Origin of the sequence: Bradyrhizobium xenonodulans (genome assembly GCF_027594865.1) — a bacterium.
Lineage (GTDB): Bacteria > Pseudomonadota > Alphaproteobacteria > Rhizobiales > Xanthobacteraceae > Bradyrhizobium > Bradyrhizobium xenonodulans.
The window spans coordinates 4,031,615-4,053,352 of the sequence record NZ_CP089391.1 but is presented as its reverse complement, the minus strand read 5'-3'; the positions used below and the strand labels follow the sequence as shown (position 1 = coordinate 4,053,352).

Annotated in this window: 15 protein-coding genes; 4 read left to right on the top strand and 11 right to left on the bottom strand. The window is 64.2% G+C overall.

Annotated elements, in window-relative coordinates; translation table 11 throughout:
- The first annotated feature begins 109 nt into the window (after positions 1-109).
- Complete coding sequence (locus tag I3J27_RS19035; protein ID WP_270172394.1) at positions 110-1,306, top strand: M24 family metallopeptidase; 1,197 nt, start codon at positions 110-112, stop codon at positions 1,304-1,306.
- Between the two features lie 487 nt (positions 1,307-1,793).
- Positions 1,794-5,615 carry a Dyp-type peroxidase gene (locus I3J27_RS19030; protein WP_270172392.1) on the top strand — a complete coding sequence of 1,274 codons (3,822 nt, stop codon included), beginning with the start codon at positions 1,794-1,796 and terminating at the stop codon, positions 5,613-5,615.
- 119 nt (positions 5,616-5,734) lie between these two features.
- Here I3J27_RS19030 and I3J27_RS19025 read toward each other — a convergent pair whose 3' ends face one another.
- The 7 genes from I3J27_RS19025 to I3J27_RS18995 all read right to left on the bottom strand — a co-directional run bounded on the left by I3J27_RS19025 (position 5,735) and on the right by I3J27_RS18995 (position 14,222).
- Positions 5,735-8,842, bottom strand: coding sequence for an ATP-binding protein (locus tag I3J27_RS19025; protein ID WP_270172390.1), 3,108 nt, complete (start codon positions 8,840-8,842; stop codon positions 5,735-5,737).
- A gap of 315 nt (positions 8,843-9,157) precedes the next feature.
- Positions 9,158-9,973, bottom strand: coding sequence for a hypothetical protein (locus I3J27_RS19020; RefSeq protein WP_270172389.1), 816 nt, complete (start codon positions 9,971-9,973; stop codon positions 9,158-9,160).
- 99 nt (positions 9,974-10,072) lie between these two features.
- The gene (locus I3J27_RS19015; protein WP_270172387.1) at positions 10,073-10,753 is read right to left on the bottom strand and encodes a hypothetical protein; all 681 of its coding nucleotides are present in this window, start codon (positions 10,751-10,753) and stop codon (positions 10,073-10,075) included.
- 14 nt (positions 10,754-10,767) lie between these two features.
- Entirely contained in the window at positions 10,768-11,262 is a 495-nt protein-coding gene (locus I3J27_RS19010) for a type II 3-dehydroquinate dehydratase (protein WP_270172385.1), read from the bottom strand.
- Between the two features lie 30 nt (positions 11,263-11,292).
- Positions 11,293-12,573: a TRAP transporter large permease subunit gene (locus I3J27_RS19005; RefSeq protein WP_270172383.1), complete on the bottom strand. Its 1,281-nt coding sequence runs from the start codon at positions 12,571-12,573 to the stop codon at positions 11,293-11,295.
- Positions 12,574-12,622: 49 nt separating this feature from the next.
- Positions 12,623-13,132 (bottom strand): TRAP transporter small permease, encoded by a 510-nt coding sequence (locus tag I3J27_RS19000; protein ID WP_270172381.1) that lies wholly within the window; start codon positions 13,130-13,132, stop codon positions 12,623-12,625.
- 73 nt (positions 13,133-13,205) lie between these two features.
- On the bottom strand, positions 13,206-14,222 hold the full coding sequence (locus tag I3J27_RS18995) for a TRAP transporter substrate-binding protein (RefSeq protein ID WP_270172379.1): 1,017 nt from the start codon (positions 14,220-14,222) through the stop codon (positions 13,206-13,208).
- Positions 14,223-14,449: 227 nt separating this feature from the next.
- Between I3J27_RS18995 and I3J27_RS18990 the strand changes: the two genes are divergently transcribed.
- Both I3J27_RS18990 and I3J27_RS18985 read left to right on the top strand, forming a co-directional pair.
- Positions 14,450-15,109, top strand: a complete 660-nt coding sequence (locus I3J27_RS18990; RefSeq protein ID WP_270172377.1) for a GntR family transcriptional regulator — start codon at positions 14,450-14,452, stop codon at positions 15,107-15,109.
- A 54-nt stretch (positions 15,110-15,163) separates the two neighbouring features.
- The gene (locus tag I3J27_RS18985; protein WP_270172375.1) at positions 15,164-16,063 is read left to right on the top strand and encodes an SMP-30/gluconolactonase/LRE family protein; all 900 of its coding nucleotides are present in this window, start codon (positions 15,164-15,166) and stop codon (positions 16,061-16,063) included.
- Positions 16,064-16,067: 4 nt separating this feature from the next.
- Here I3J27_RS18985 and fsrB read toward each other — a convergent pair whose 3' ends face one another.
- From fsrB to I3J27_RS18965, 4 genes are all read right to left on the bottom strand, one after another.
- Positions 16,068-17,360, bottom strand: a complete 1,293-nt coding sequence (gene fsrB / locus I3J27_RS18980; protein WP_270172373.1) for a siderophore utilization protein FsrB — start codon at positions 17,358-17,360, stop codon at positions 16,068-16,070.
- A 58-nt stretch (positions 17,361-17,418) separates the two neighbouring features.
- Entirely contained in the window at positions 17,419-19,407 is a 1,989-nt protein-coding gene (locus I3J27_RS18975) for a TonB-dependent siderophore receptor (RefSeq protein ID WP_270172837.1), read from the bottom strand.
- A 515-nt stretch (positions 19,408-19,922) separates the two neighbouring features.
- Positions 19,923-20,588, bottom strand: coding sequence for a methionine ABC transporter permease (locus I3J27_RS18970; RefSeq protein ID WP_270172370.1), 666 nt, complete (start codon positions 20,586-20,588; stop codon positions 19,923-19,925).
- Positions 20,578-21,714 carry a methionine ABC transporter ATP-binding protein gene (locus I3J27_RS18965; protein WP_270172368.1) on the bottom strand — a complete coding sequence of 379 codons (1,137 nt, stop codon included), beginning with the start codon at positions 21,712-21,714 and terminating at the stop codon, positions 20,578-20,580. The genes I3J27_RS18970 and I3J27_RS18965 overlap by 11 nt, the downstream gene beginning before the upstream one ends.
- Between the last annotated feature and the right edge of the window lie 24 nt (positions 21,715-21,738).

The following is a 21,738-nucleotide window of genomic DNA, read 5'->3' as shown; positions in this document are numbered from 1 at the left end:
GCCTAATCGAAGGCTACCGAGAACCCCGCTTCCGGCTCAGAATTGTCTCCCAGCAAGCCCAGCCAACAGACGCAGCCATTGAAGGCGCGCTAGCCATGGGAGTTTCGTCATGCAGGAGAACACCGCCCGCGCAGGACGCTCGCGCGCCATTCCATTCGATACCGTCAAGCTCGACCGTCTGATGGAGGCCGCCGGCCTCGACGTCCTGGTCGCGACCTCCAAGCACAATGTGCAGTACCTGCTCGGCGCCGAGCGCGCGATCTTCTTCGACTACATGGACGCCGTGGGCATCAGCCGCTATCTGCCGGTCCTGGTCTATCCCAAAGGCGCGCCCGAGAAAGCCGTCTATATCGGCCACCGGCTGGAGACCCATCAGCGCGCTGTCGCGCCGCCGTGGGTGCCACAGGTCCGGACCGAGTCCAACGGCTCGGTCGACGCGGTCACGCGCGCCGTGGGCCTGATCCGGGACGCCGGCGTGCCCATGAAGCGGGTCGGGGTCGAGATGGCGTTCCTGCCGATGGATGCGGGCCGGGCGCTCGCCGACGCCCTGCCCGGTGCCGAGCTCAAGGACGCGCTGCTGGTGCTGGAGCGGCTGCGTGCGGTCAAGTCGGCGGACGAGCTGGCCAAGCTCAAGACCGCATCCGAACTCGTCATCGCATCGATGCTGGAGGTGATCGCCGGACACGGGCCGGGCACCACCAAGCAGCAATTGTCCAACGCCTTGCGCATCGCAGAAGCCAACCGCGGGCTGACCTTCGAATACTGCCTGCTGGCCTGCGGCAGCAGCCACAACCGGGCGCCGTCGGCGCAGCCCTGGGAGCAAGGTGAGGTGCTGTCGCTCGACTCCGGCGGCAATTACCACGGCTATATCGGCGACCTCGCGCGCATGGCCGTGCTGGGCGACCCGGATTCAGAGCTGAAGGACTGCCTGGCTGAGATCGAGGCCGTCCAGCGCGCCGCCTTTGCCGCAGTCCGGCCGGGCGCCCTGGGCGGCGACATCTACGTCGCGGCCGAACGGCAACTCGCCCAGATCACTCAGCGTGACTGCACCGATTTCCTCGCCCACGGCATGGGCCTGGTCAGCCACGAGGTCCCTCACCTGACCGCCACGGGTCCGGTTCCCTACGACGACACCGACGCCCGGCTGCCGCTCGAAGCAGGCATGGTGGTGTCGATCGAGACCACGATGAAGCATCCGAGGCGCGGCTTCATCAAGCTCGAGGACACGGTCGCGGTGACCGCGGCGGGCTACGAGATTTTTGGCGAGGGTGGCCGCGGGTGGAATCTGGGTGGCGGTGCGTTCTAGCGCAGCGGCGACAGCTCCAGCTGGCTCTGCGCCTTCTTCACCGCCGCCGCATACCATCCCTGCCCCGGTGCTTCCTTGGCGAAGCGTCCATCGCCTGGCCATGGCGTCCTGCGGGCTCTTCGTGGCCACCATCTGCTTCCAGACTTTTCGCAGGCCGGACGCGCTGAAGGACAAGGAGACGGTGCCGTCGGCGCTAATCGGTCTTCGCCGGGCTGAGTGGCCCGCGCCGGTAGTGCGCCGCCCTCGTCCCATGCTGCGCGCGACGAGCGACGCGATGCGATCGGTTCGGGCGACTTTCCGTTCTGCGGGCTGCGAAGGAAAGTTCGGGATTGTGGGCCAGTTCATAGAGCGACGCGCGCCGGAGCAGCAGAGTTAGTCGCGGCAATTGTGAGCCAAATTACATACTCGCCGAAGAAAACACGTAATAGTTGCATTTTTAGCGAGGGCGCGACGATCAGGCGGCCGCTCGCACCAGGGAGATTGAGACATGCGTCGGGATTTGACAATCAAGACCGGCAGCATGGCCGGCACCTCCGACTTCAGGGTGATGGCTCCGATCAAGAAGGGGTTCGTACCGTGCCTGGATGCGACCACCTACAAGACACGCGTCAAATACGTGTTGCGGGCGCTGAATGGCGGACGCGTCAGCGCATATGAATACGAGCTCGCCCGCGTGCTGTCCGACTCCGTGGAGCGCGTGGGACGCATCCACTCCGTGGGGATCGCCGTGCTCGAACCCGAGGACGAGACCGAGGACGCCGTGGACTACGTGCTGCTGACCGCGACATTCGACGGCTCCTGGGAAGCCTATGTGCGTGTCATCTGGCAGAAGGCCGCGCGGCTGCTCGACCTCATCTTCTGCAATACCGACGGCTATGTGTTCGGTCACGAGAACACCTACGAAAATTGGGGCATCTGGCTCAAGAGCAAGCAGACCGAAGCGTATTTCCTCTATGCCACCCCCGACCTGACCGTGGATGACACGCGCTTCTTGCGGATGGAGGAGCGGGTCTATCGGCGAGCCTCGGGCGCCGGCGCCGATCGGATCGTCACGCAGATCAGGATTCCGTCGCCGGAAGACATTGCGCGGCGCTCGATATTCCAGGTCGACGACCAGATAGGCGTCGATCCTACCAATGCCGGCTTCAGCGAACCGCTCACCATCGAAGCCGCCGGGCGGCCCGCGTTTTACCACGGCATACGCGCGCTGGCGGGGCTTTACCGTCTGGCCGACTTCTATCCGCCGGGCACGCATGACGGGGTGGTTCTGCATCGGGCCGCCCACGAGCTGCTGCCGGAATTCGTCATCATGATCAATGCCCCTCCCTATGCGGAAGGCGTCAAGCGCGCCCGCCGGCGCTATGAAGAAGCCCTGAACTGGTTGCTAACCCCGCCCGACGTGGCGCCGGTACGGCAAAACCTGCCGCTCGCCCTGCCGCCCGAGCCGCCGTTGCAGAATCCCGGCAACGTGCAAGGCGGAATTCTATCGCCATACCCGGATTCGGAACACGGCTGCCTGCTGCTGTTGCAGTTCGCCAATCCGGCCGCGCTGGCCGCGTTTCTCAACGTTCTGGTTCCGAAGGTGACGTCCGAGGCCGACGTTCTGACGCCGGGGCAGATCGTCACCAATATCGCATTCACGGTCGAGGGGCTGCGTCACGCCGGATTGACCGACGCAGAGGTGCGCACGCTGCCGGAAGAGTTTTTGCAGGGCATGGAAAGACGCGCCGGCCTGCTCGGCGACGTGCGCTGGAATCATCCCCAGCGCTGGCGCCTTCCGGCAAGCAACTGGGCACGCGGCATCGACGCGCCGGACCTGTGCGAAGCCGATCCTGCGCCGCGCATCAGCATGAGCTCCGTCCATGCCGTCCTTCAGCTCCGCCTGCTCCGGTCGAAGGATGCACGGACGACGGCCGATGCGAGAAATGCGTTGATGGCCGAAATGAACCGGCTGGTCGAGGTGGATGCGGGCGTCAGGCCGCTCTCGATTCAGTGGATGCAACGGCAGCGCGATAAGTTCGACAACATGCAGGACCATTTCGGCTTCGCCGACGGCAGTTCGAATCCGGTGCTGAACGCGCACCAGGCCGGCAAGAGCTATTCCAATCAGGTGCATCTCGGCGAGATTCTGTGCGGCTACCCGAACCTCGCCGACGAGACGGCGCCGCTCGGCGACGAGACCAATCGTGCTCACGCGATGCTCCGCGACGGCAGCTTCATGGCGCTGCGTAAGCTGCGACAGGATGTCGAGCAACTCGCGGACGTCCTGTCCCGCGCCACGGAGCAGGCAACCAAGGCGGCCGGCCCGGACGCACCTGCACTGACGCGCGAGATGCTGATGGCCAAGATGATGGGACGCTGGCCGACCGGTCATCCCCAGGCCGGCCAACCCCTGACCCCTGCTCCGCCTCCCGGCCCGCAATACAACGACTTCAACTACGATGCCGATGCGCAGGCGCAACTGTGCCCGTTTCACGCGCACATACGGCGCGCCAATCCGCGCGTCCTGATCACCGAGGCCGATGCCGGCGTCCGGCCCCCACGGATCGTCAGGCGCGGCATGTCCTATGGTCCGCCCTTCGACCCGCAAGCCGCCACATCGGCCCCGCCACCGGAGCGCGGCCTGGTTTTCATGGCCTACAATGCCAGCCTCGGCGAGCAGTTCGAGGTGGTGCAGAGCTGGCTCGCCGGCGGCAACAGCTCGGGTTCGTCCTCCGGGGAAAGCGATCCTTTCCTCGGCCTCGCCGAACCCGGCCGGCTTCGACATTTCCGTTTCGAGCATGGCGGCCAGACCGTTCGCGTGGCGCTGGACGGCTCGGACCGGCTCCACGACGAACCTCGTCCGTTCGTCCGTCTGGAATGGGGGGCGTATTTCTTTGCGCCATCGAAAAAGGCGCTTGCCGATCTGCAGCAATGGGCGGCGAGCCAGGGGCGCAAACCGGCGGTGACGTGGTGCGCGAATGAGGGCGAAAAAGAGATCGCGCGTCTGCGTCTGATCGAGAGGCGGCAGGGCGAAGCTGCGGCGATGGACGCGTGGAAGACGGCGCTCGAAGATCCGGATTCAGCCTCGCATTTCGTCAACGCGTCGATCTGGGCTGCGATCCGCGAGCGCCACGGCGGCGCGCTCCGCACGCCCTTCGGGGTCCTGGTGGCCGACCGCGACTTGGTCTCCCAGGTCTTTGCCGATTCCGACACCAAGCTGACCATCACCGGCTACCTGCCCCGCATGACGCGGTCTTTCGGCATCCTCTATCTCGGCCGCGACGCCAGACAGCCGGACCAAGTCTATGAGCAGGAATCTGCCGTCTGCAACGCTGCGATCATGGCCCTCGACCAATTCGCCACATTCGAGCTGGCGCGTGCGGTCGTACATAAGGTGCTGGGCATCATGGTCAAGGAGACGATTGGTTATGCCGCCGCCGACGGCGAAGCGAGCTGGGAACTGACCGTCGATGTGCATGAATTGGTCGATCCCCTGCTCGGCGCCTTCTGCGAAGCGTGGTTCGGATTGAGCGAGGCCGGCGGCTTTTTCCGCCGCGCCGGCTATCGCTGGGATTGGAAGCAAGGCGAGCCGCCCGGTTATCCCGGCCATTTCCTCTCCCCTTCGCGCTACATCTTCCAACCCCATCCGAACAAGAAGGTGGAGGAGGTCGGCGCGGCACATGGCGACGCTGCACGCCGCGCCATGGAAGGTTTCCTGACGCAGTTCGGGCCGACAAACGGACCCGTCACGAAGGCAGTTTACAACTCGTCGCGGGGCACTGGCGACATTCCGTTCGTGGCGCGCACGATCGCCGGCGCCATGATGGGCTTCATTCCGACCGTCGATGGAAACCTACGCAGGATATTGAACGAATGGTTGCGTGAAGGAACGTTGTGGGCGTTGCGCGCCCGCTACGCCGGCACGGTGGCAAAGGACTACACGGATGCCCGCAACCGGCTCAGAGACGATTTCATCCCGGCCATGCAACTGCGCGCAGTGCCCGAACTGATCTGGCGGACAGCCATCGTTTCGCACACCATCGGAGATGTCGAGATCAGGCCGGGAGACGTCATCGTCGCCGGCGCGGTCTCCGCGACCCAGCAAAACCTCGTCGAGGGCCGTCAGGACATCTATCACGCCTTCGGCGGCAACCGCAGAGTCGAGGGTCATCCCACGCATTCTTGTCCCGGAGCAGATCCGGCGCTGGCCGTGATGCTCGGTTTCTTCAGTGCACTGGTGGAGACGCCGCTGCCCTTGCGTGCCGGCCCCATTCCACTGAGCTTGACGACGGATGGAAGGGTTCCTGCGCCGCTGGGCTCCTCCTAGAGCAGTATCCGGAAAAGCGCGCAGCGGTTTTCACTCGCGACAAACGCCGAACGGTTTGGGCGGAGCTCATGCTCAAATAACAATCTGAAGTGCGATGACGAGTTCTCATCGCGCTTTAGCTAGATCGCATAATGCTGGCCGCCACCCAGCAGCTTATGCTGATCATGGGCGCTAATGACGGGCGCTCCGGTGACGGACCGGATCGCCCGTTCCGCGTGCCAGCGCATGCCAAGCGCGTGCAGTTTTTCGGCTGCTTCCGTTGCGGTCTGGCGGGCCGCCTCTCCCTGCCCCTGCGGCGCAAGAACCTCACTGCGCGCGGCCAGATTCAGGGCCGCTTCGCGCAGCGAACCCCGCCAGCTGGCGGAGGCTTCGGCGCGCCGCAACCAGCGTTGGCTTCGTCCAAAATCCTGGCGCAGGGCTGCGAGCTTCGCAAGCGAGCGGCACGCCACCGCCTCGCCCAGCCGCTCGCCTTCACGCGCGCGGCTCAGGATATGGGCGGCGTACCGCCGTGCAGTATCGACATCGCCTTCGGCTGTCGCCGCCTCGACCAGCCAGCTGTATTGAACGGAAGTGTAGAAGTGAAAGTTGCGCCGCTCCATCCATTGCGCGGCGTTCCGCAACTGCTGCAAACCATCGGCATCGCCGGTCGCCGACCAGCGGGCAAATCCGGACGCGGCGCGGCAATCCGCCAGCAGCAGCAGGCTACGCGTGTTTTCGGCGACGCGTGTGCCCTCAACGGCGAGCCGCTCCGCCTCCTGCCAGCGGCCTTGCCAGACCAGCGCGACCGAGATCCAGTTGCGCACCGAATTGACGACCGGATGGGTCGAGCCTTCGACCAGGGCCATCGCTTCACTGAAACATTCGTGAGCGCCGTCGAAATCGCCGCGATCGGCCAGTACGCCGCCCTTGCACGACAGCGCATAGGCCGCGCCGAAGGATATGGCGCCATGCCGCCGGCTGCGTTTCTGCTTGGTCGAGATGGCGGCGTCGATCAAGGCGATGGCTTCGTCGTACTGGCAGCTCGCGGCGAGAATCTGGCCCAGCGTCGCTTCCATGTGGGCGATCAGGCGGTGATCACCGAGCTTGCGCGCGAGCTCCAGCGCTGTCCTTGTGTGTGTCACACCAGCGCGAAAGCGGCCGAATGCATAGCACATCCAGCCAAGCCATTCATATGAACTAACCATTGCGCTGGGGTCGCCGAGCGAGGAGGCGATCGTAACCGCCTGCTCGAACACAGTGATGTCATCGGTCAGCGATAGCGGGTCGAATATGGTGACCATGCCCAACTTGTTGGCTAGCAAGCACCAGCGCAGGGACTGCTCGCGCGAGCGATCCGGCACGCGATCCAGCGATTGCATGGCAACCTGATACTGGACACGGGCACGATCCAGCGCGAACGCAGCCATGGCCTTGTCGCCGGCGCGTTCGGCATAATGCGCCGCGCTTTCCCAATGACCTGCGCCGCGCGAGTGGTAGGCCAGCGCTTCCAGCGCGTCTTCGCGATCGGCCTGCTCGGACCGTGCCAATAACGTGGCTTCGATGCGCTTGTGCAATGCCTGACGCTCGTGCAGGCCGATCGTGTCGTACACCGCGTCCCGCGTGATGCCGTGCTTGAAGCGAAGGATTCCCCCCGCTGGATCGGCATAGAGAAAATCCGCGTCGGCCAGTGCCCGCATGGTCGCCGGGTCAGGTTCGCTGCCGCAGGCCGACACCAGCAATCCATGCGGCATCGTGTTTCCAATCACCGCGGCGGCGCGTACGACGCTCACCTCATCGGGCGGCAAGCGCGCCAGCCGCGAGGCGACCAGCGTTCCGATCCATCCTTGTTTGCTGCGCGCTTCGAACGAAACAGGATCGTTGGCCGCGACGGAGTGGCACAGCTCTTCGATGAACAGCGGCACTCCGCCGGCATAGGCATGAATGCGGGCCACCAGGAAGGGATCGGCCTGTGGCACCCAGCGGCGTACGGCAAGGTCAGTTTCCGGGCCCTGAAACGGCTCCAGCTGCAGGTGCGGCGCGCTCGAAATCCACTCCGTGCCGTCGTCGCGAGGCCGGCTGGCAAGGATCACGCGCGGTCCGTTGGTCAATTGCAGGAGTGCCTCCAGCAACTGCCGGCTCGCGTCGTCGGACCATTGCCAATCATCGATCGCCAGCACCAAAGCACCCTGCGCGGACAGGGCCGTAAAGAACCCGAGCAGGTCACCGACCACGCCATCGACCGTCATCCGGCCGCCGCGCGCATCGGCGCCGGTTGATGCCAGCCCGAGGATCGATTCAGCACGCGGACCGAGCTGGGCGGCCCATGGCTCGAGGCCGGAACGGGCGATCTCGTCGGCCTCGACGATGGATGCGTCCGGTCGGATTCCCAGGTAGGCGCGCAGCATTTGCAGGAAAGGCTGCAGGACCTCGGCACCGACATAACTTTCGCAATTGCCCCGCAGCAGCGTGAACTGTTCGGTACCGCAGTGTCGCAACACTTCTTCCAGGAGGCGCGTCTTCCCGAGCCCGGGACCGCCGACCACGACCACGCAACGTTGCGTGGCCGGATGTGCCTGGTCGAGGAAGGCTGTCAGAAAGTCGAATATCTCGTTGCGACCAATAAAGGGCGTCAAACCGCGACGCGACGTTGCCTCGAACCGCCGGGTGACGGAGCTTCGTCTCAGCACCACCCGCGCCTGCGGCATTCCAGGCGCCGCACCCTCAAGACAGCCGCCGAGCTCGAAGAAATTTGCGTGCGGACCAAGGGCATCGACGCTAGCCAGGATCTGGCCCGGCGCAGCGTGGCGTGACAGATGCGCCGCCGTGTTCACGACGTCGCCGATCAGGTCGTACCGGCCGGATTCGATATCTCCTTCGGTCAGGAGCAGGGTGCCGGCGTGGATACCGGAATGCATTCGCAGCGGCATCAGGGCCGGCGACACGCCGTCGTGCCGCAACTGCCCGACCCACTGGTGAATATCGAGTGCCGCTTCTGCGGCGCGACGACCGTCATCCTCGCCCGACCGGGGATAGCCGAACACAGCGAGGGCACCGTCTCCCTGCGTTCTGATGATGCGGCCGCCGTGCTTGGTCACCGCGCGATGCCAGATCTCGCGCAGTTGGCTCAGGAGTTCGGAAAGGTGCTCGGACTCGATATCTCTGCCCAGGGCGGTGGACCCGACGAGGTCAGAGAAAAGCACCGTCAATCGATGACGTTCGCCTTTCGGGTCGCGGGTCTGCATATTCATCGTCGGTTGCAGCCAACTCGTTGCCGAACAGCAAGCGCGGTCCCCAGCTGGTGCCAGACCGGATGCCGCAAGGCATCACACATATTCACAGTATCCCGCCTACGCTTGCTGAGCACAAGGTGAAAGCTCGCGCGTCGCATTCGCCGAACATGGCGTTCGGCCCGGCCGCCCCGGCCAAAATCTAACCTATTCAAAAACCTGAGTCATTTCCCTTGATGGACAGCGCGCCAGGGTGGTGCAGGTGCGAAAGCCCGGCCGGGCCGGCCATCCGGCAACGCGAGTGCCCAAGGGCAGTCGTCGGCGCGCCCTGCGGTCCTAGCGCAGCGGCAACAGCTCCAGCTGGCTCTGCGCCTTCTTCACCGCCGCCGCATACCACTCCTGCCCCGGCGCTTCCTTGGCGAAGCATTTCGTGTAGGCGTCCATCGCATGGTCTTCCCTGGCCATGGCGTCCTGCAGGCTCTTCCTGGCCATCATCTGCTTCCAGACTTTTTCGCAGGCCGGAATCTCGCCCGTCTTCGCGGCGTCCGATGTCGCGATGAAGAAGACCTTGTCGCCCTGGATCGCGACCACGTCGATCTCATGCGGCGGTCCCTTGAGGCCGCCATTGCCGCGGACGCCGAGCACGGCGGCTGCGGCGCTGACCGTCGCGGGCCTGGTGATCGGCAGTTCCGCGTAGATGGCGAAGGCGGCGTCCTGGATCGCGTGATAGTAGAAGCGATCCGACTTGAGCGCGGCGCCGATCTCCTGCGGCATGCCGTCGGCGCGGTGCTCGCCCAGCCAGTGCTTGAGCAGCGCAGTCGTGGTCACCACCGCTTGCGTCTTGTAACCTTCCGAGGCAAAGCTGAGCCCGTCGAGATGGCCGAAGCCGATGTCGTTCTTGAACAGCGTATCGGCGTTCGACCTGCCCTCTGCCGGCAGCCCCTTGATCGTAACAGATCCCACCAAACCACGCAGCACGTCGGCCAGCTCTTTCAAGGCGGCATCGTGCTGCTTGTAGATCTCGTCGTTCTCCTTGGCCTTCGAGAACTTTGCGATCGAGCGATCGCGCAGGTCGAGATAATGCTGCTCGGGACCGGCCGCATGCGCGGGCGTGGCCAAGGCGAGCAGGCAGAGCAAGGCAAGCGATCTCATTGCAATGTCCGGAAGGCTGGAGGCGACCTCCAGTCTTTGTGCCGGGGCCGGGCGCGAAGGTTCATGCCGCGAGGCTGGCTCCTTCTACCGACAGCTTACTTAGCATTTGGGGGCAGAGTCGCAGCCCGAAGAATCGGCGATGCGGGCGTCCAGCGCAAACATCCACTGATAGACTTCCGCCTCGCTCGCCCGGTTCAGGACGTCAGGGGCGATCGCGCGTGCCTGCTTCAGTGCGCCCTGCAAGGAGGCCTCGTCGAGCGCCTCGATCAACAAAAGCCCAGCGAAGAAGCCCTCGCTGCTCCGCATGCCCTTTTCAGCAGTCCGCACCGACGTCCGCACCTCGTCGGTCGCCCCGACCTGCACGGCGGCGACGCCGTCGCACGTAGCGAGCGCCTGGGCAAATTTCATGGGGGCTGCGGGCAACTTCTCGATGCGCAGCGCCACGATCGTGGCCCCCTCGCCCCGCCCCGCACGCGCAACCATAGCGCCCCCGCCCCGCATGAAGTTGCCGAGCTTTGGCATGATGCGCTGCGACCACGGCGTCGGTGCGTTGAGGCGCGCCAGATAGGCCTCGCCATCCAGAACCTCGGGCGCTTCCAGCTCGTACAGGATAAAGAACCGGTCGAGGTCGTCCCTCGCCGCGCGGAAGACCCGCGATGCAAGAAAACCCCTGGTCGTCACGCGCTCCATCGTGTGCTCGCGCGTCAGCCAGTGCCGGTAGTCGGTCAGGTCGTGAGCCTCGACGTCGCTCCAGATGGCGAGAAATCCTGTGCCGCGCATGGCGCCCTCCCTGCTTACGTTTTGCCGGCGGCCGCAAGCCCGTGAAGAGCCGGCGGGATCGTTTCAGGCATTTGTCCGAGCCGCTGAACGGCCGCCAGGATCGCGGCGAGATAGCCATACGGACCCAGGCCGCAAATGACGGCCGTGCAGGCACTCGACGTGATCGAGTGGCGGTGCAGCTCGTCGCGCGCGTGGATGTTCGAGATGTGCACCTCGATCTTGACGCCCTCGAAGATCTTCAGCGCATCGATCAGCGCGATGGAGGTGAAGGAATAGGCCGCCGGATTCATGATGATCGCATCCGCGCTGCCATGGGCGGACTGGATCAGGTTGACGAGCTCACCCTCCATGTTGGACTGATGGAACGAGATCGAGATGCCAAGCTGATCGGCCAAGGCCTGGCAGCTCGCCTCGATCTCCTTCAGCGTCGTCCGGCCGTAGATGTGCGGCTCCCTGATCCCGAGAAAATTGAGATTGGGTCCGTTGAGGATCATGATGTTCGCGGCCATTTTCGCCTCTCCTTTGCCAACGCTGCGCGACTAGCCGCCAAACCATTTGGCCGGGATCGTCACCAGTCCCGGGAACAATACCATCGCGAACAGGACGATCAGTTGTGCGATCATGAAAGGCCAGACGCCCTTGATGATGTCCTCCATGCTGATCCTGGAGACGCCACAGACGACATTGAGCACGATCCCGACGGGTGGCGTGATCAGGCCGATGGAATTGTTGATGATGAAGAGAACGCCGAAATAGACGGGATCGATTCCGGCCGCCTTGACGATCGGCATCAATATCGGCGTGAGGATGAGGATCGTCGGCGTCATGTCGAGTGCAGTTCCGACAATCACCACCACGAACATGATCGCGAGCATCAGCAGCGTGTTGTTGCCCATGAAGGGTTTCAGCAGCTGGACGACCTGCGCCGAAATCTCCGAAACCGTAATCAGCCAGGATGAGACCAGCGCTGCCGCCACCAGGAACATCACGATGCTTGTCGTCACCGCGGAGGAGACGAATACCTCGTAGAGCTGCGACAGCTCGAGCTCGCGATAGATGCATGTCGCCACGAACAGCGAATAGACGGCGACCACCACCGCGGCTTCCGTCGGCGTGAAGATGCCGAAACGCAGGCCGACCACGATGATGACCGGCATCATCAGCGCCCAGAACCCGTCGACGACGGCCCTCACGATCTCGGAGATGGATGCCCGCGGCGGCGGCGTCAGGTTCTCCTGGCGCACCACCCACGCCCAGGCCAGGCAGAGCCCTGCCCCGAGCAAAAGCCCGGGCACGATGCCCGCCAGAAACAGCTTCGAGATCGAGACGCCCGCGGCGACGCCGAAGATCACGAACCCGATGCTGGGCGGAATTACGGGGGCGATGATGCCGCCGGCCGCCACCAGGCCGGCCGCGTAGGACTTCTTGTGGCCGGCCGCCACCATCATCGGCACCAGCAGGGCCGCAAGCGCTGCCGCATCGGCTGCGGCCGAGCCGGAAAGCGATGCCAGAATGCAGGACGCGAGGATCGTAACGTAGCCAAGCCCACCGCGGACATGTCCGACGGCAACGAGCGCGACATTGACGATACGCTTCGCCAGACCGCCCTTGTTCATGACTTCGCCTGCGAGCATGAAGAAGGGAATGGCCATCAGCGGAAAGCTGTCCGCGCCGTTGATGACGTTTTGCGCCACGATCTGGGCATCGAACATGTCGATCGTGCTCATCAGGGCGACGCCGCAGATAAGGAGCGCAAAGGCGATCGGCATCCCCAGCGCCATGGCGCCGAGCAGCGAGAAGGTGAAAACGGCGATCGTCATGCCGTGATCCTCGTGATGCGAAGGGGATGAGCAGCCGCGATGGAGGACATTACGGCTCCTCCGATTCCCGGACTGCCACCATGTCCTCCTCCCGCGCCCGCCCGCTGATGACCCGGTACAGGTCGTGGAGAAGGATAATTGCGGCTGACGCGCCGAAGATCACGCCGACCGCGTAGAAGATGGCCATCGAAAGACCGGTGGCCGGCGCGCGGTCGTCGACGTTGATGAGGGTCTGGCGCCAGCTGCCCGAGAGCAGCAACCAGTCGGCAAACAGCATCAGGCAATAGTTGATGACGAAGCAGATGCGCTTGCCGGAGGCCGGCAGCATCCGAACCAGCGAGTCGACCCCGAGATGGGCGTGCTCGCGCAGCGCGACGATGGCGCCGAGGAAGGTCAGCCAGACGAGCAGCCACCGCGAGAGCTCCTCGGAAATCGTGATTCCGGAGTTGAATCCGTAACGCAGCACCACATTGCCGAAGACCAGGACCACCATGACCGCGAGACACGCGGCAATGACGGCTTTCAAGAACGTGCAATAGAGGTCGAGAGCTCGCGCCATGCGGGACGTCCAGGCAATGAGGGCGTGAGCCGGTCATTGCCCGGCTCGGCCGCCTGCGTGACGAAGACGTTCGCTACTTCACGTCCTTGCGGATGCGCGCGACTTCGTCGTTGAAGATCTTCACCGTCTCGGGGCGAAGATTGGCGGAAATCTTGTCCACGACCGGTTGCACCGCCTTCCGCATGCGCTCGGTCTCCTCGGGAGCGATCGCATTGTATTGCATGCCCTTGGCCTGCAACTCCGCCAGGGCCTTGTCCGTCTGGAGGCGGGTCTGCTCCTTCTGATAGCCCCGGCTTTCGTCATAGGCCTCGCGCATCAGGCGCTGCTCGATCGGCGACAGCTTGTCCCAGAACGCCTTGCTCACCAGAATGATGTTCAGGGTGAAAGTGTGGTTCGTGGCGGAAACGTATTTCTGCACCTCGTAGAATTTGTTCGAGAGAATGACCGTGTAGGGGTTCTCCTGGCCGTCGACGGTGCGGGTCTCCAGTGCCGAATACAGCTCACCGAAGGCCATCGGGACCGGATTGGCCTTAAAGGCGCTGAAGCTTTCGAGATAGACCGGATTCGGAATCACACGAAGCTTGAGGCCGCTGAAGTCCTCGACCTTGGTGATCGGGCGGGTGCTGTTGGTGACGTTGCGGAAGCCAAGGCCCCAATATCCGAGACCGATCAGCCCCTTCGACGGCAGCGTGTCGAGCATCGCCGTGCCGAATTTGCCCGTCGCGAGAGCATCGGCCTGCTCGGTCGTGTTGAAGAGGAACGGGAAATCGACGAGACCGAATTCAGGGACGACCGTTGCGAGCGATGTCGTCGAGGCTGAAAGCATCTCCTGCGTGCCGCCGCGCAGCGCAGATTGCTGCTGCAACTCGTTGCCGAGCTGTGAGGCCGCGAACTCGCGGACCTTCATCTTGCCCCCGCTCTTCGCCAGCAGGATCTCGGCAAACTTCTTCACACCAAAGCTGACGGGATGATCGGTATTGTTCAGGTGCCCCCACCTGATCGTCCGCTCCTGAATGTCCTCGGCAGATGCGCCGACCGTCAGCGCCACGCAGATTGCCGTCGCGGACAGCGCCCGTAGCAACAAGCTCATCGTTCCCTCCCTGTTCGATCGGGCACGAACCACGGCTTAAGCCATTACTTTCCGCGCCCTCCGCTTATTTACACATCATACATATATTTCCTCGTCAAATGATAAAATAGAAATCATATGATATTACTTCCAATATCTCATTTTTGGAAGTCTGCTATAGTGCTGGCAACATTGATGGATCGGCCGCCTCCAAGGGCGGACGAACCGGACAAGCGGGATCAGAAGGCATGACGGCACTCGAGGAACGGCCTCTGTCGGCGGGCGACAGCGGCTATCGGCGCATTCGGTCCGACATCATTTTCGGCGTGCTCACGCCGTCCGGCCGTCTCAAGCTCGATGCCATGAAGGAAGATTACGGCGTCAGCATCTCCACGCTGCGCGAGATCCTCAACCGCCTGGCATCCGAGGGGTTCGTGGTCGCCGAAGGCCAGCGTGGATTCGAGGTGGCGCCCGTCTCGATCCAGAACCTGCGGGAGCTCGCCGATCTGCGCATCCTGCTGGAGCACCATGCGATGGCCGAGTCGTTCCGTGCCGGCGATGTCGAGTGGGAAGGCCGCGTGGTGTCCGCGCATCACAAGCTCGCGGCCACCGAACGCACCCTCCTCGCCGAGGGCGACGATCCCGAGCTGCGCAAGCGCTACGACGGCGAGTTCCACCAGGCGCTGATCTCGAGCTGCGGATCCCGCGAGTTGATGCACGCGCACTCGGTCGTGTTCGACAAATACTTCCGCTACGCGCTTCGCTATCGCGGCGCGGAGACGATCAACCAGCACAAGGCATTGCTGGAATGCGCACTCAAGCGGGACATCAAACGCGCCAGGACCGTCCTCACCGACCATATCAATGGCTGCGTCGCGCATGCCCTTTCCGCCTGGAAGGTCAGCTGACCGCCGTCCCCGCCAAAGCCTCACGTCAGCGATCACACGCAAGCGAATTCCAGGATGACTCGAGATACGATCCCCGCGCATCGAGTCGAGACCGCGGTCGCCGCGGCGGATATTCTTGGCGAAACCCCCTTGTGGTGCGACCGGTCCCGAAAGCTGTGGTGGCTCGACATCGACGGCAGGCGCCATCAATCCTTCGATCCCGCCACGGGCGCTCATTCCATATCTTCCTACGACTGCCAATTCCTTGGAAGCCAGGCCCTGACCGCGGATGGCTCGCATCTGCTCGCGCAGGATCTGCGTCTCTCCCGTCGCGCTCCCGACGGCGGTCTTCAGAACCGGATGTTTGAGGTCGAAAGCGGCCTGGATAACCGCCTCAACGACGGCCGCGTCGACGCGCGCGGCCGGTTGTGGATCGGCACCATGGACAATCAGCTGCATCGTCCGAATGGCTCGCTGTATCGCGTCACCGGAGACGGTCAGGTGATGCGCCTGTTCGGCGACGTCATCGTGACGAATGGGATTGCGTTCTCGCCCGACAATCGCACGCTCTATTTCACCGATACGCGGCGATATTGCACCTGGATGTTCGAGTTCGATCTCGATCACGGCGCGATCCGGAACAAGCGCGTGTTTGCGGATTATAGCGCGTCCCAGGAAAGACCTGACGGCGCCTGCGTCGACGTCGACGGCGGGCTATGGACGGCTTTTTTCGCAGGCAGTCGGCTGGTGCGTTATCGGCCTGACGGGAAGATCGACACGGTCATTCCGCTACCTGTGACCAATCCCACCTGTCTGTGCTTCGGGGGAAGCGATCTCAGGACGCTGTTTGTGACGACGGCCAGGAAATTCCTGGATCGGCAGCAGCTCCACGTCGAGCCTCAGGCCGGTCATCTCCTTGCCATTCACGGCGTCGGACAGGGCCTTCCGGAACATCGGTTCTCGATCGCTGAGTGAGGCCCTACTCCGCCGGCGTGAGCTGCTGCCGGCCCGGGCGCATCGCCGCGGTCTCGCGGACGCGCACACGGGCGCGGCGCTTGCGCCACCAGATCACGACGCCGGTCACCGAGAGCGCAGCCACCACCAGCCCCATGACCGAGATCAGGATGCGGCCGAACAGCCCGACGATGCGGCCCGAATGCAGCGGGAATTGCGCCTGCACGAAGATATCGGCGGCGGTGCCGACCCAGGGCAGCCGCTCGCCGATCGGACGACCGTCCTCGCTGTCGTAATAGAGCTGTGCCGGGCCGACGCCGCCGGCGCCGTGGTCGTCGCCGGGATGGAAGAAGGCCGCGGCATAGACGCCGTGGGCCGGGCCGTAATTGATCGAGCCGACCGGGATCGTCCAGCCGCGCGCCTTGCCGTCGGCGGCCGCGCGTGCGGCGATGTCGGCGAAGGTGACCTTGGGCTCGATGGGATCGTCGAGATCGCGGTAGGGCCGCTGCTCATAGGGCGTCGGCGTGTAATTCGACACCATCTTCATCATCGGCGAGAACACCTCGAAATAGAGGTTCAGCGAGAACGCCGTGAACGCGATGACGAACAGCAGGCCCCAGGTCCACAGGCTGAAGGCGCGGTGGATGTCGAAATTGATCCGGTAGGCGCTGCCCGAGGTCTTGATGGTCCAGGCCGGCGCCCAGCGCGCCCAGAAACCGCGCTCGAGCTGGCGCGTGACTTGCGGCGCTCGCGCGGCCTTGGCGCGCCGTCGCGACGGCAGCGTCAGATAGAAGCCGACGAAGCAGTCGATGGTCCAGATGATCGCGATGACGCCGAGCACGCGCATGCCCCAGCGGTCGCTGCCCCAGAATTCCGGGATGTGCATCGTGTAGTGCAGCTTGTAGAGGAACGAGACGAAGTTCTCGCGCGTCACCGGCCACACCGCGCCCCAGTAACGCCGGCCGAGCTCTGCGCCGGTGTTGGGATCGAGGAAAACCTGATTGTAGTCCATCGCAAAGCGCTTGCCGGTCGAAGGATCGATCCGCGGCATCACGAAAAACCACAGCGAGTGCCCCTCCTCCGGCGTCATGAAGAGATAGACCACGCGTGCCCGCGGATCGCGCTGCTCGATCATCTTGGCGAGCTCGATCGAAGGAATCGCCGGGCCCTTGCTGGTGACGTCGAACAAATGGCTGTTGAGGACGTCGTCGATCTCGTGATCCCACGAGATGATCGCACCGGTGATGCCGGAGAAGAACAGGAATCCGGCCGTCAGCAGTCCCGCCCAGCGATGCAGCCTGCCGAATATCGCTCTCATCGTTCGAATCTCACTTCGGAGGCCCGGCTCCCATTGCCGATCGTCTGTCGGTTTGAACTCACCAGCGGTAGGTCAGCTTGCCGATGGCCTTGCGTCCCTCGGCATACATGCAGCTCGACAGCCCGTAGCAGGCGGCGACATAGCGCGTGTCGGCGAGGTTGGTCACGTTCAACGACAGGCGCCAATTGTCGCGGGTGTAGGCCAGCAACGCGTCCAGCACCGTCGATGACCCCACCTTGAACGTATTGGCATCGTCGCCCCAGGTCGCGCCGACATAACGGATGCCGCCGCCGAACTGCAAACCCGCAAGCGGACCATTTTGAAGCGTGTAGTCGCTCCACAGCGAGGCGCGATTGAGCGGCACGGTGACTGGCGCCTTGCCGACATTGACCGGATCCTGCGTGACCATGGCATCGACATAGGCGTAGGCCGCGCGCAGGTTCCAGCCGTCGGCGAGCGACATCGTGCCTTCGAGCTCGATGCCGCGCGATTTCACCTGCCCGATCTGTTCGTAATAGGTGGTTGCAGGCACGTAGACGCCGACGTTGTCGCGCGTCAGGTCGAAGGCGGCAAAGGTGAACAGCGCGTTCCAGCCGAGCGGCTGGTACTTGACGCCGACCTCGTACTGGACGCCGGTTTCAGGATTGAGCATCTGTCCGGCCGGACCGGTCGCGAGCACCGGCAGGAACGATTCCGAGTAGCTGAAATACGGCGCGATGCCGTTGTCGAAATTGTACATCACGGCGGCACGGCCGGTGAAGGCCGAGGCATCCTTCGAGACCGACGTGTTGGTGATACCGCTGTCGAGCTGCGTCGTCACGAAGTCCTGGCGGCCACCGAACTGGAACGAGAGCCGGCCGAGCTTGATCTGATCCTGCGCGTAGAGGCCGACCTGCGACTGCTTGACGCCGGTGTTGTCGTACATGGCGCCCATGGTCCAGTCGTAGCTGTAGGCCGGATTGAAGACGTTGATCTCCGGCGCCGACGTCGTGACGGCAAAGGCCGTATCGCGAAACGTGGTGTTGCGATAGTCGATCCCGACCAGCGTGGTGTGGCTCAGGATGCCGGTGGTGAACTTGCCCTGAAGCTGGTTGTCCACCGCAAATGAGTTGATGTACGAGTTGCTGTAGCTGCCGAAACGTCCCAGCTGCCCCGCCGCTTCGTCGGTGTATCCGGTGCCGTAGAAGGTCTTTTCCTCGTTGTGCTGATAGGCGTAGCGCAGGTTCTGCCGGAAGGTGATGTTGTCCGTGAAATTGTGCGAGAGCTGGTAGCCGGCAGTCGCGATTTCGGTGTTGAAGGCGTTGAAGCTCGGCACGCCCGCGAAGAACGAGACGGGGATGGTGCGGCCGTTGTTCGGCCATACCGTGCCCGAGGCCGGCAGGAACTGGAGGCCCCACCCTGCCCGGTCGCGCTGGTAGTTGGCCAGGATCGTGATGGTCGTATCCTCGTTCGGCTTGAAGGTGACGGCGGGCGCGATGAAGACGCGGTTGTCCTTGGTGAAGTCGACCTGAGTCTCGCCGTCGCGGACGACGCCCGTCAGGCGCCACAGCACGGTGCCTTCCCTGTTGGCGGAGCCGCCCATGTCGAACTGCCCCTGATAGCGGTTGAAGCTGCCGCCGGAGATCGAGACCTCGCCGAACTGCTGCGCTGTCGGCAGTTTTGTCACGTAGTTGAGGATGCCGCCGGTGCCACTGCCGCCATACATCGCCGAGGACGGGCCCTTGAGCACCTCGATGCGCTCGGCGCCATAGGGATCGAGGCCGTTGAAGTGCACGTAATTGCTGGAGGGAATCCGCAAGCCGTCGACATAGAGGCCCGCCATGGTCGTGTCGAAGCCGCGGATCTGGAGGGCGCCGAAGCGGGTGTCCGAGCCGCCATTGACGTCGCCGCTGACGCCGGCGGTGTAGCGCAAGGCCTCGCCGATCGAGACCGCACCCTGGTTCCTGACCTGGTCGGTGGTGACGACGGAGACCGACTGCGGCGTTTCGATCAGCGGCGTATCGGTCTTGGTGGCAGTGCCGCTCCTCGTGGCGACAAAGCCACGCACCGGACCGTTGGCGCGTTCCGTGTTGCGGTCCGATAATGCCGACTGGCTGGGCGTGGCCTGCTGCGCAGGGGAGCGGCGATTGGCGCGTGCGGTACGTGTCGCCGCTGACTGCCGCGTTGAGCTGACCGTCGCAGGACGGGCGCGCTGCGCGGGCGCTTCGACGGTGACGGCGGGAATCTGCGTCTGCGCTTCCACGGCACCGAAGGGAACAAGAAGCGAAAATGTGCTGGCCGCCCCGAGGAAAAACACCTGCATCTGTCGACGACGCGTGTCGGAGCGCGAAGAAAGCTGAAAGTCGGTCACGTCTGTCGAGGCCCCACGCACTGCCGGCTTTGCCGGTATCGTTCTTGATGCCTCGCCCTAACGCAGGCGATTTCGGAGTGCGATAGGAACAGCGTTAGAATGTCTCCAGACCTGTGCGCAGCACGTGCGGCGAATGCACTCAGTCGTGTCTCGAACCTTGGAATGTTTCCAGACGGACAAAAACGTCCGGTCCGCAACGTCTGAAAACGGCCTCAGCGGTGCCGCAGCCGGCGGTTGACGCGGCGCGCCAGATAATCGCCCGCGCTCTGGACGAGCTGCACCAGCGCGATCAGCACGACGACGACGGCCAGCATCATCTCCGGCATGAAGCGTTGATAGCCGTATCGGATACCGAGGTCGCCAAGGCCACCGCCGCCGACGGCGCCGACCATGGCGGAATAGCCGAGCAGGCTGACCACGGCGAGCGTCAGCGCCAGCAGCAGGCCGGGCAGCGCCTCGGGAATCAGCACCTTGAGCACGATCTGCATCGGCGAGGCCCCGAACGAGGATGCGGTCTCGATCAGGCCGCCATCGACCTCGCGGATCGCGGCTTCCACCAGGCGCGCGATGAACGGCGCCGATGCGATGGTCAGCGGCACGATCGCCGCCGTCGAGCCGATCGAGGTGCCTGCGACGAGCCGGGTGAACGGGATGATGGCGACGACCAGGATGATGAAGGGCGTGGACCGCGTCGCATTGACCACGGCACCGAGCACGCGATTGATGATAGGCGCCGCGAACAGCTCGCCCTTCCGGCTGGTTGCGAGGAAGACGCCGAGCGGCAGGCCGAAGGCGGTGCCGAGCAGCGCCGCGATGCCGACCATGTACAGGCTCTCGCCCGTGGCCTGGATGATTAGGTTGATGAGTTCAGGCGACATGGCCGAGGTGCTCCGCCGGAAATTGATGTTGAGAGAGCCAGGCGAGCGTCCGCGTCACCGCGTCCTCGCCGCCAGAAATTCCGAGAGGAATGCCGAGCGTCAGCGAGCCGACTTGTTGGCCGCCGATCTCGTCGATGCGCGCCGACAGCAGCGCGACATCGAGGTCGAGCTCGCGCGCCAGCCGCGCCACCAGCGTGTCGCCGGCCCCTGCCCCGCGCACCTGAACGCGGATCACGGCCTGCTGGCCGGCAGTCGGCTCCGCCACGATCCGGCTCGCCAGCGAGACCGGGAGGCTGTCGCCGATCACCTCGGCCAGGAAGGATTGCGTGATGGGGTGCTTCGGATGGGTGAAGATGTCGGCGACGTGGCCGCTCTCGACGACATGGCCGGCGTCGAGCACGACGACGTCCCTGGCGAGCTGGCGCACCACGGACATTTCGTGGGTGATCAGCACGATGGTCACGCCCAGCTCGCGGTTGATGTTCGCAAGCAAATCGAGGATCGCACGCGTGGTCTGCGGATCGAGCGCCGAGGTCGCCTCGTCCGACAGCAGCACGCTCGGCCGCGTCGCCAAGGCACGGGCGATGCCCACGCGCTGCTTCTGGCCGCCGGAGAGCTCCGACGGATAGCGGTCATGCTTGTCGGCGATTCCGACCAGCGCCAGCAGCTCAGTCACGCGGGCCTTGATGTCCGCTTTGGCCCAGCCTGCGATTTCGAGCGGCAGCGCGATGTTGTCGGCCGCCGTGCGCGAGGACAGCAGGTTGAAGTGCTGGAAGATCATGCCGATTGAGCGCTGCGCCAGCCGCAGCTCGCGGCCGGCCAGCGCCGAGATATCCCTGTTGTCGACGATGACGCGACCCGTGGTCGGCTTTTCCAGCCCGTTAATCAGCCGGACCAGACTCGACTTGCCGGCGCCGGAGCGACCGATCACGCCGGTGATGGAGCCGCGCGGAATCGCGAAGTCGATGTTCGCGAGCGCCTTGACGCCGGGCTTGCCGCGATAGGCCGGATAGGTCTTCGAGACGGCTTCGAAGCGGACCATCGTATCAGGCGCGGACGCGGCAGGTGGAATCGCTGCAAGCGTTTCGACCGGTTGTCCGATCGCGAGCGATGGGTGGGCATTCATGGGGACGGCCTTCATGCGCAATAA

Coding starts and splice junctions, on each gene's coding strand:
- I3J27_RS18995 (WP_270172379.1), bottom strand. CDS start 14,222: ATGAGCTTGTTGCTACGGGCGCTGTCCGCGACGGCAATCTGCGTGGCG.
- I3J27_RS19035 (WP_270172394.1), top strand. CDS start 110: ATGCAGGAGAACACCGCCCGCGCAGGACGCTCGCGCGCCATTCCATTC.
- I3J27_RS19020 (WP_270172389.1), bottom strand. CDS start 9,973: ATGAGATCGCTTGCCTTGCTCTGCCTGCTCGCCTTGGCCACGCCCGCG.
- I3J27_RS18965 (WP_270172368.1), bottom strand. CDS start 21,714: ATGAATGCCCACCCATCGCTCGCGATCGGACAACCGGTCGAAACGCTT.
- I3J27_RS19000 (WP_270172381.1), bottom strand. CDS start 13,132: ATGGCGCGAGCTCTCGACCTCTATTGCACGTTCTTGAAAGCCGTCATT.
- I3J27_RS19015 (WP_270172387.1), bottom strand. CDS start 10,753: ATGCGCGGCACAGGATTTCTCGCCATCTGGAGCGACGTCGAGGCTCAC.
- fsrB (WP_270172373.1), bottom strand. CDS start 17,360: ATGAGAGCGATATTCGGCAGGCTGCATCGCTGGGCGGGACTGCTGACG.
- I3J27_RS18985 (WP_270172375.1), top strand. CDS start 15,164: ATGACTCGAGATACGATCCCCGCGCATCGAGTCGAGACCGCGGTCGCC.
- I3J27_RS18970 (WP_270172370.1), bottom strand. CDS start 20,588: ATGTCGCCTGAACTCATCAACCTAATCATCCAGGCCACGGGCGAGAGC.
- I3J27_RS19030 (WP_270172392.1), top strand. CDS start 1,794: ATGCGTCGGGATTTGACAATCAAGACCGGCAGCATGGCCGGCACCTCC.
- I3J27_RS19025 (WP_270172390.1), bottom strand. CDS start 8,842: ATGAATATGCAGACCCGCGACCCGAAAGGCGAACGTCATCGATTGACG.
- I3J27_RS18990 (WP_270172377.1), top strand. CDS start 14,450: ATGACGGCACTCGAGGAACGGCCTCTGTCGGCGGGCGACAGCGGCTAT.
- I3J27_RS19010 (WP_270172385.1), bottom strand. CDS start 11,262: ATGGCCGCGAACATCATGATCCTCAACGGACCCAATCTCAATTTTCTC.
- I3J27_RS19005 (WP_270172383.1), bottom strand. CDS start 12,573: ATGACGATCGCCGTTTTCACCTTCTCGCTGCTCGGCGCCATGGCGCTG.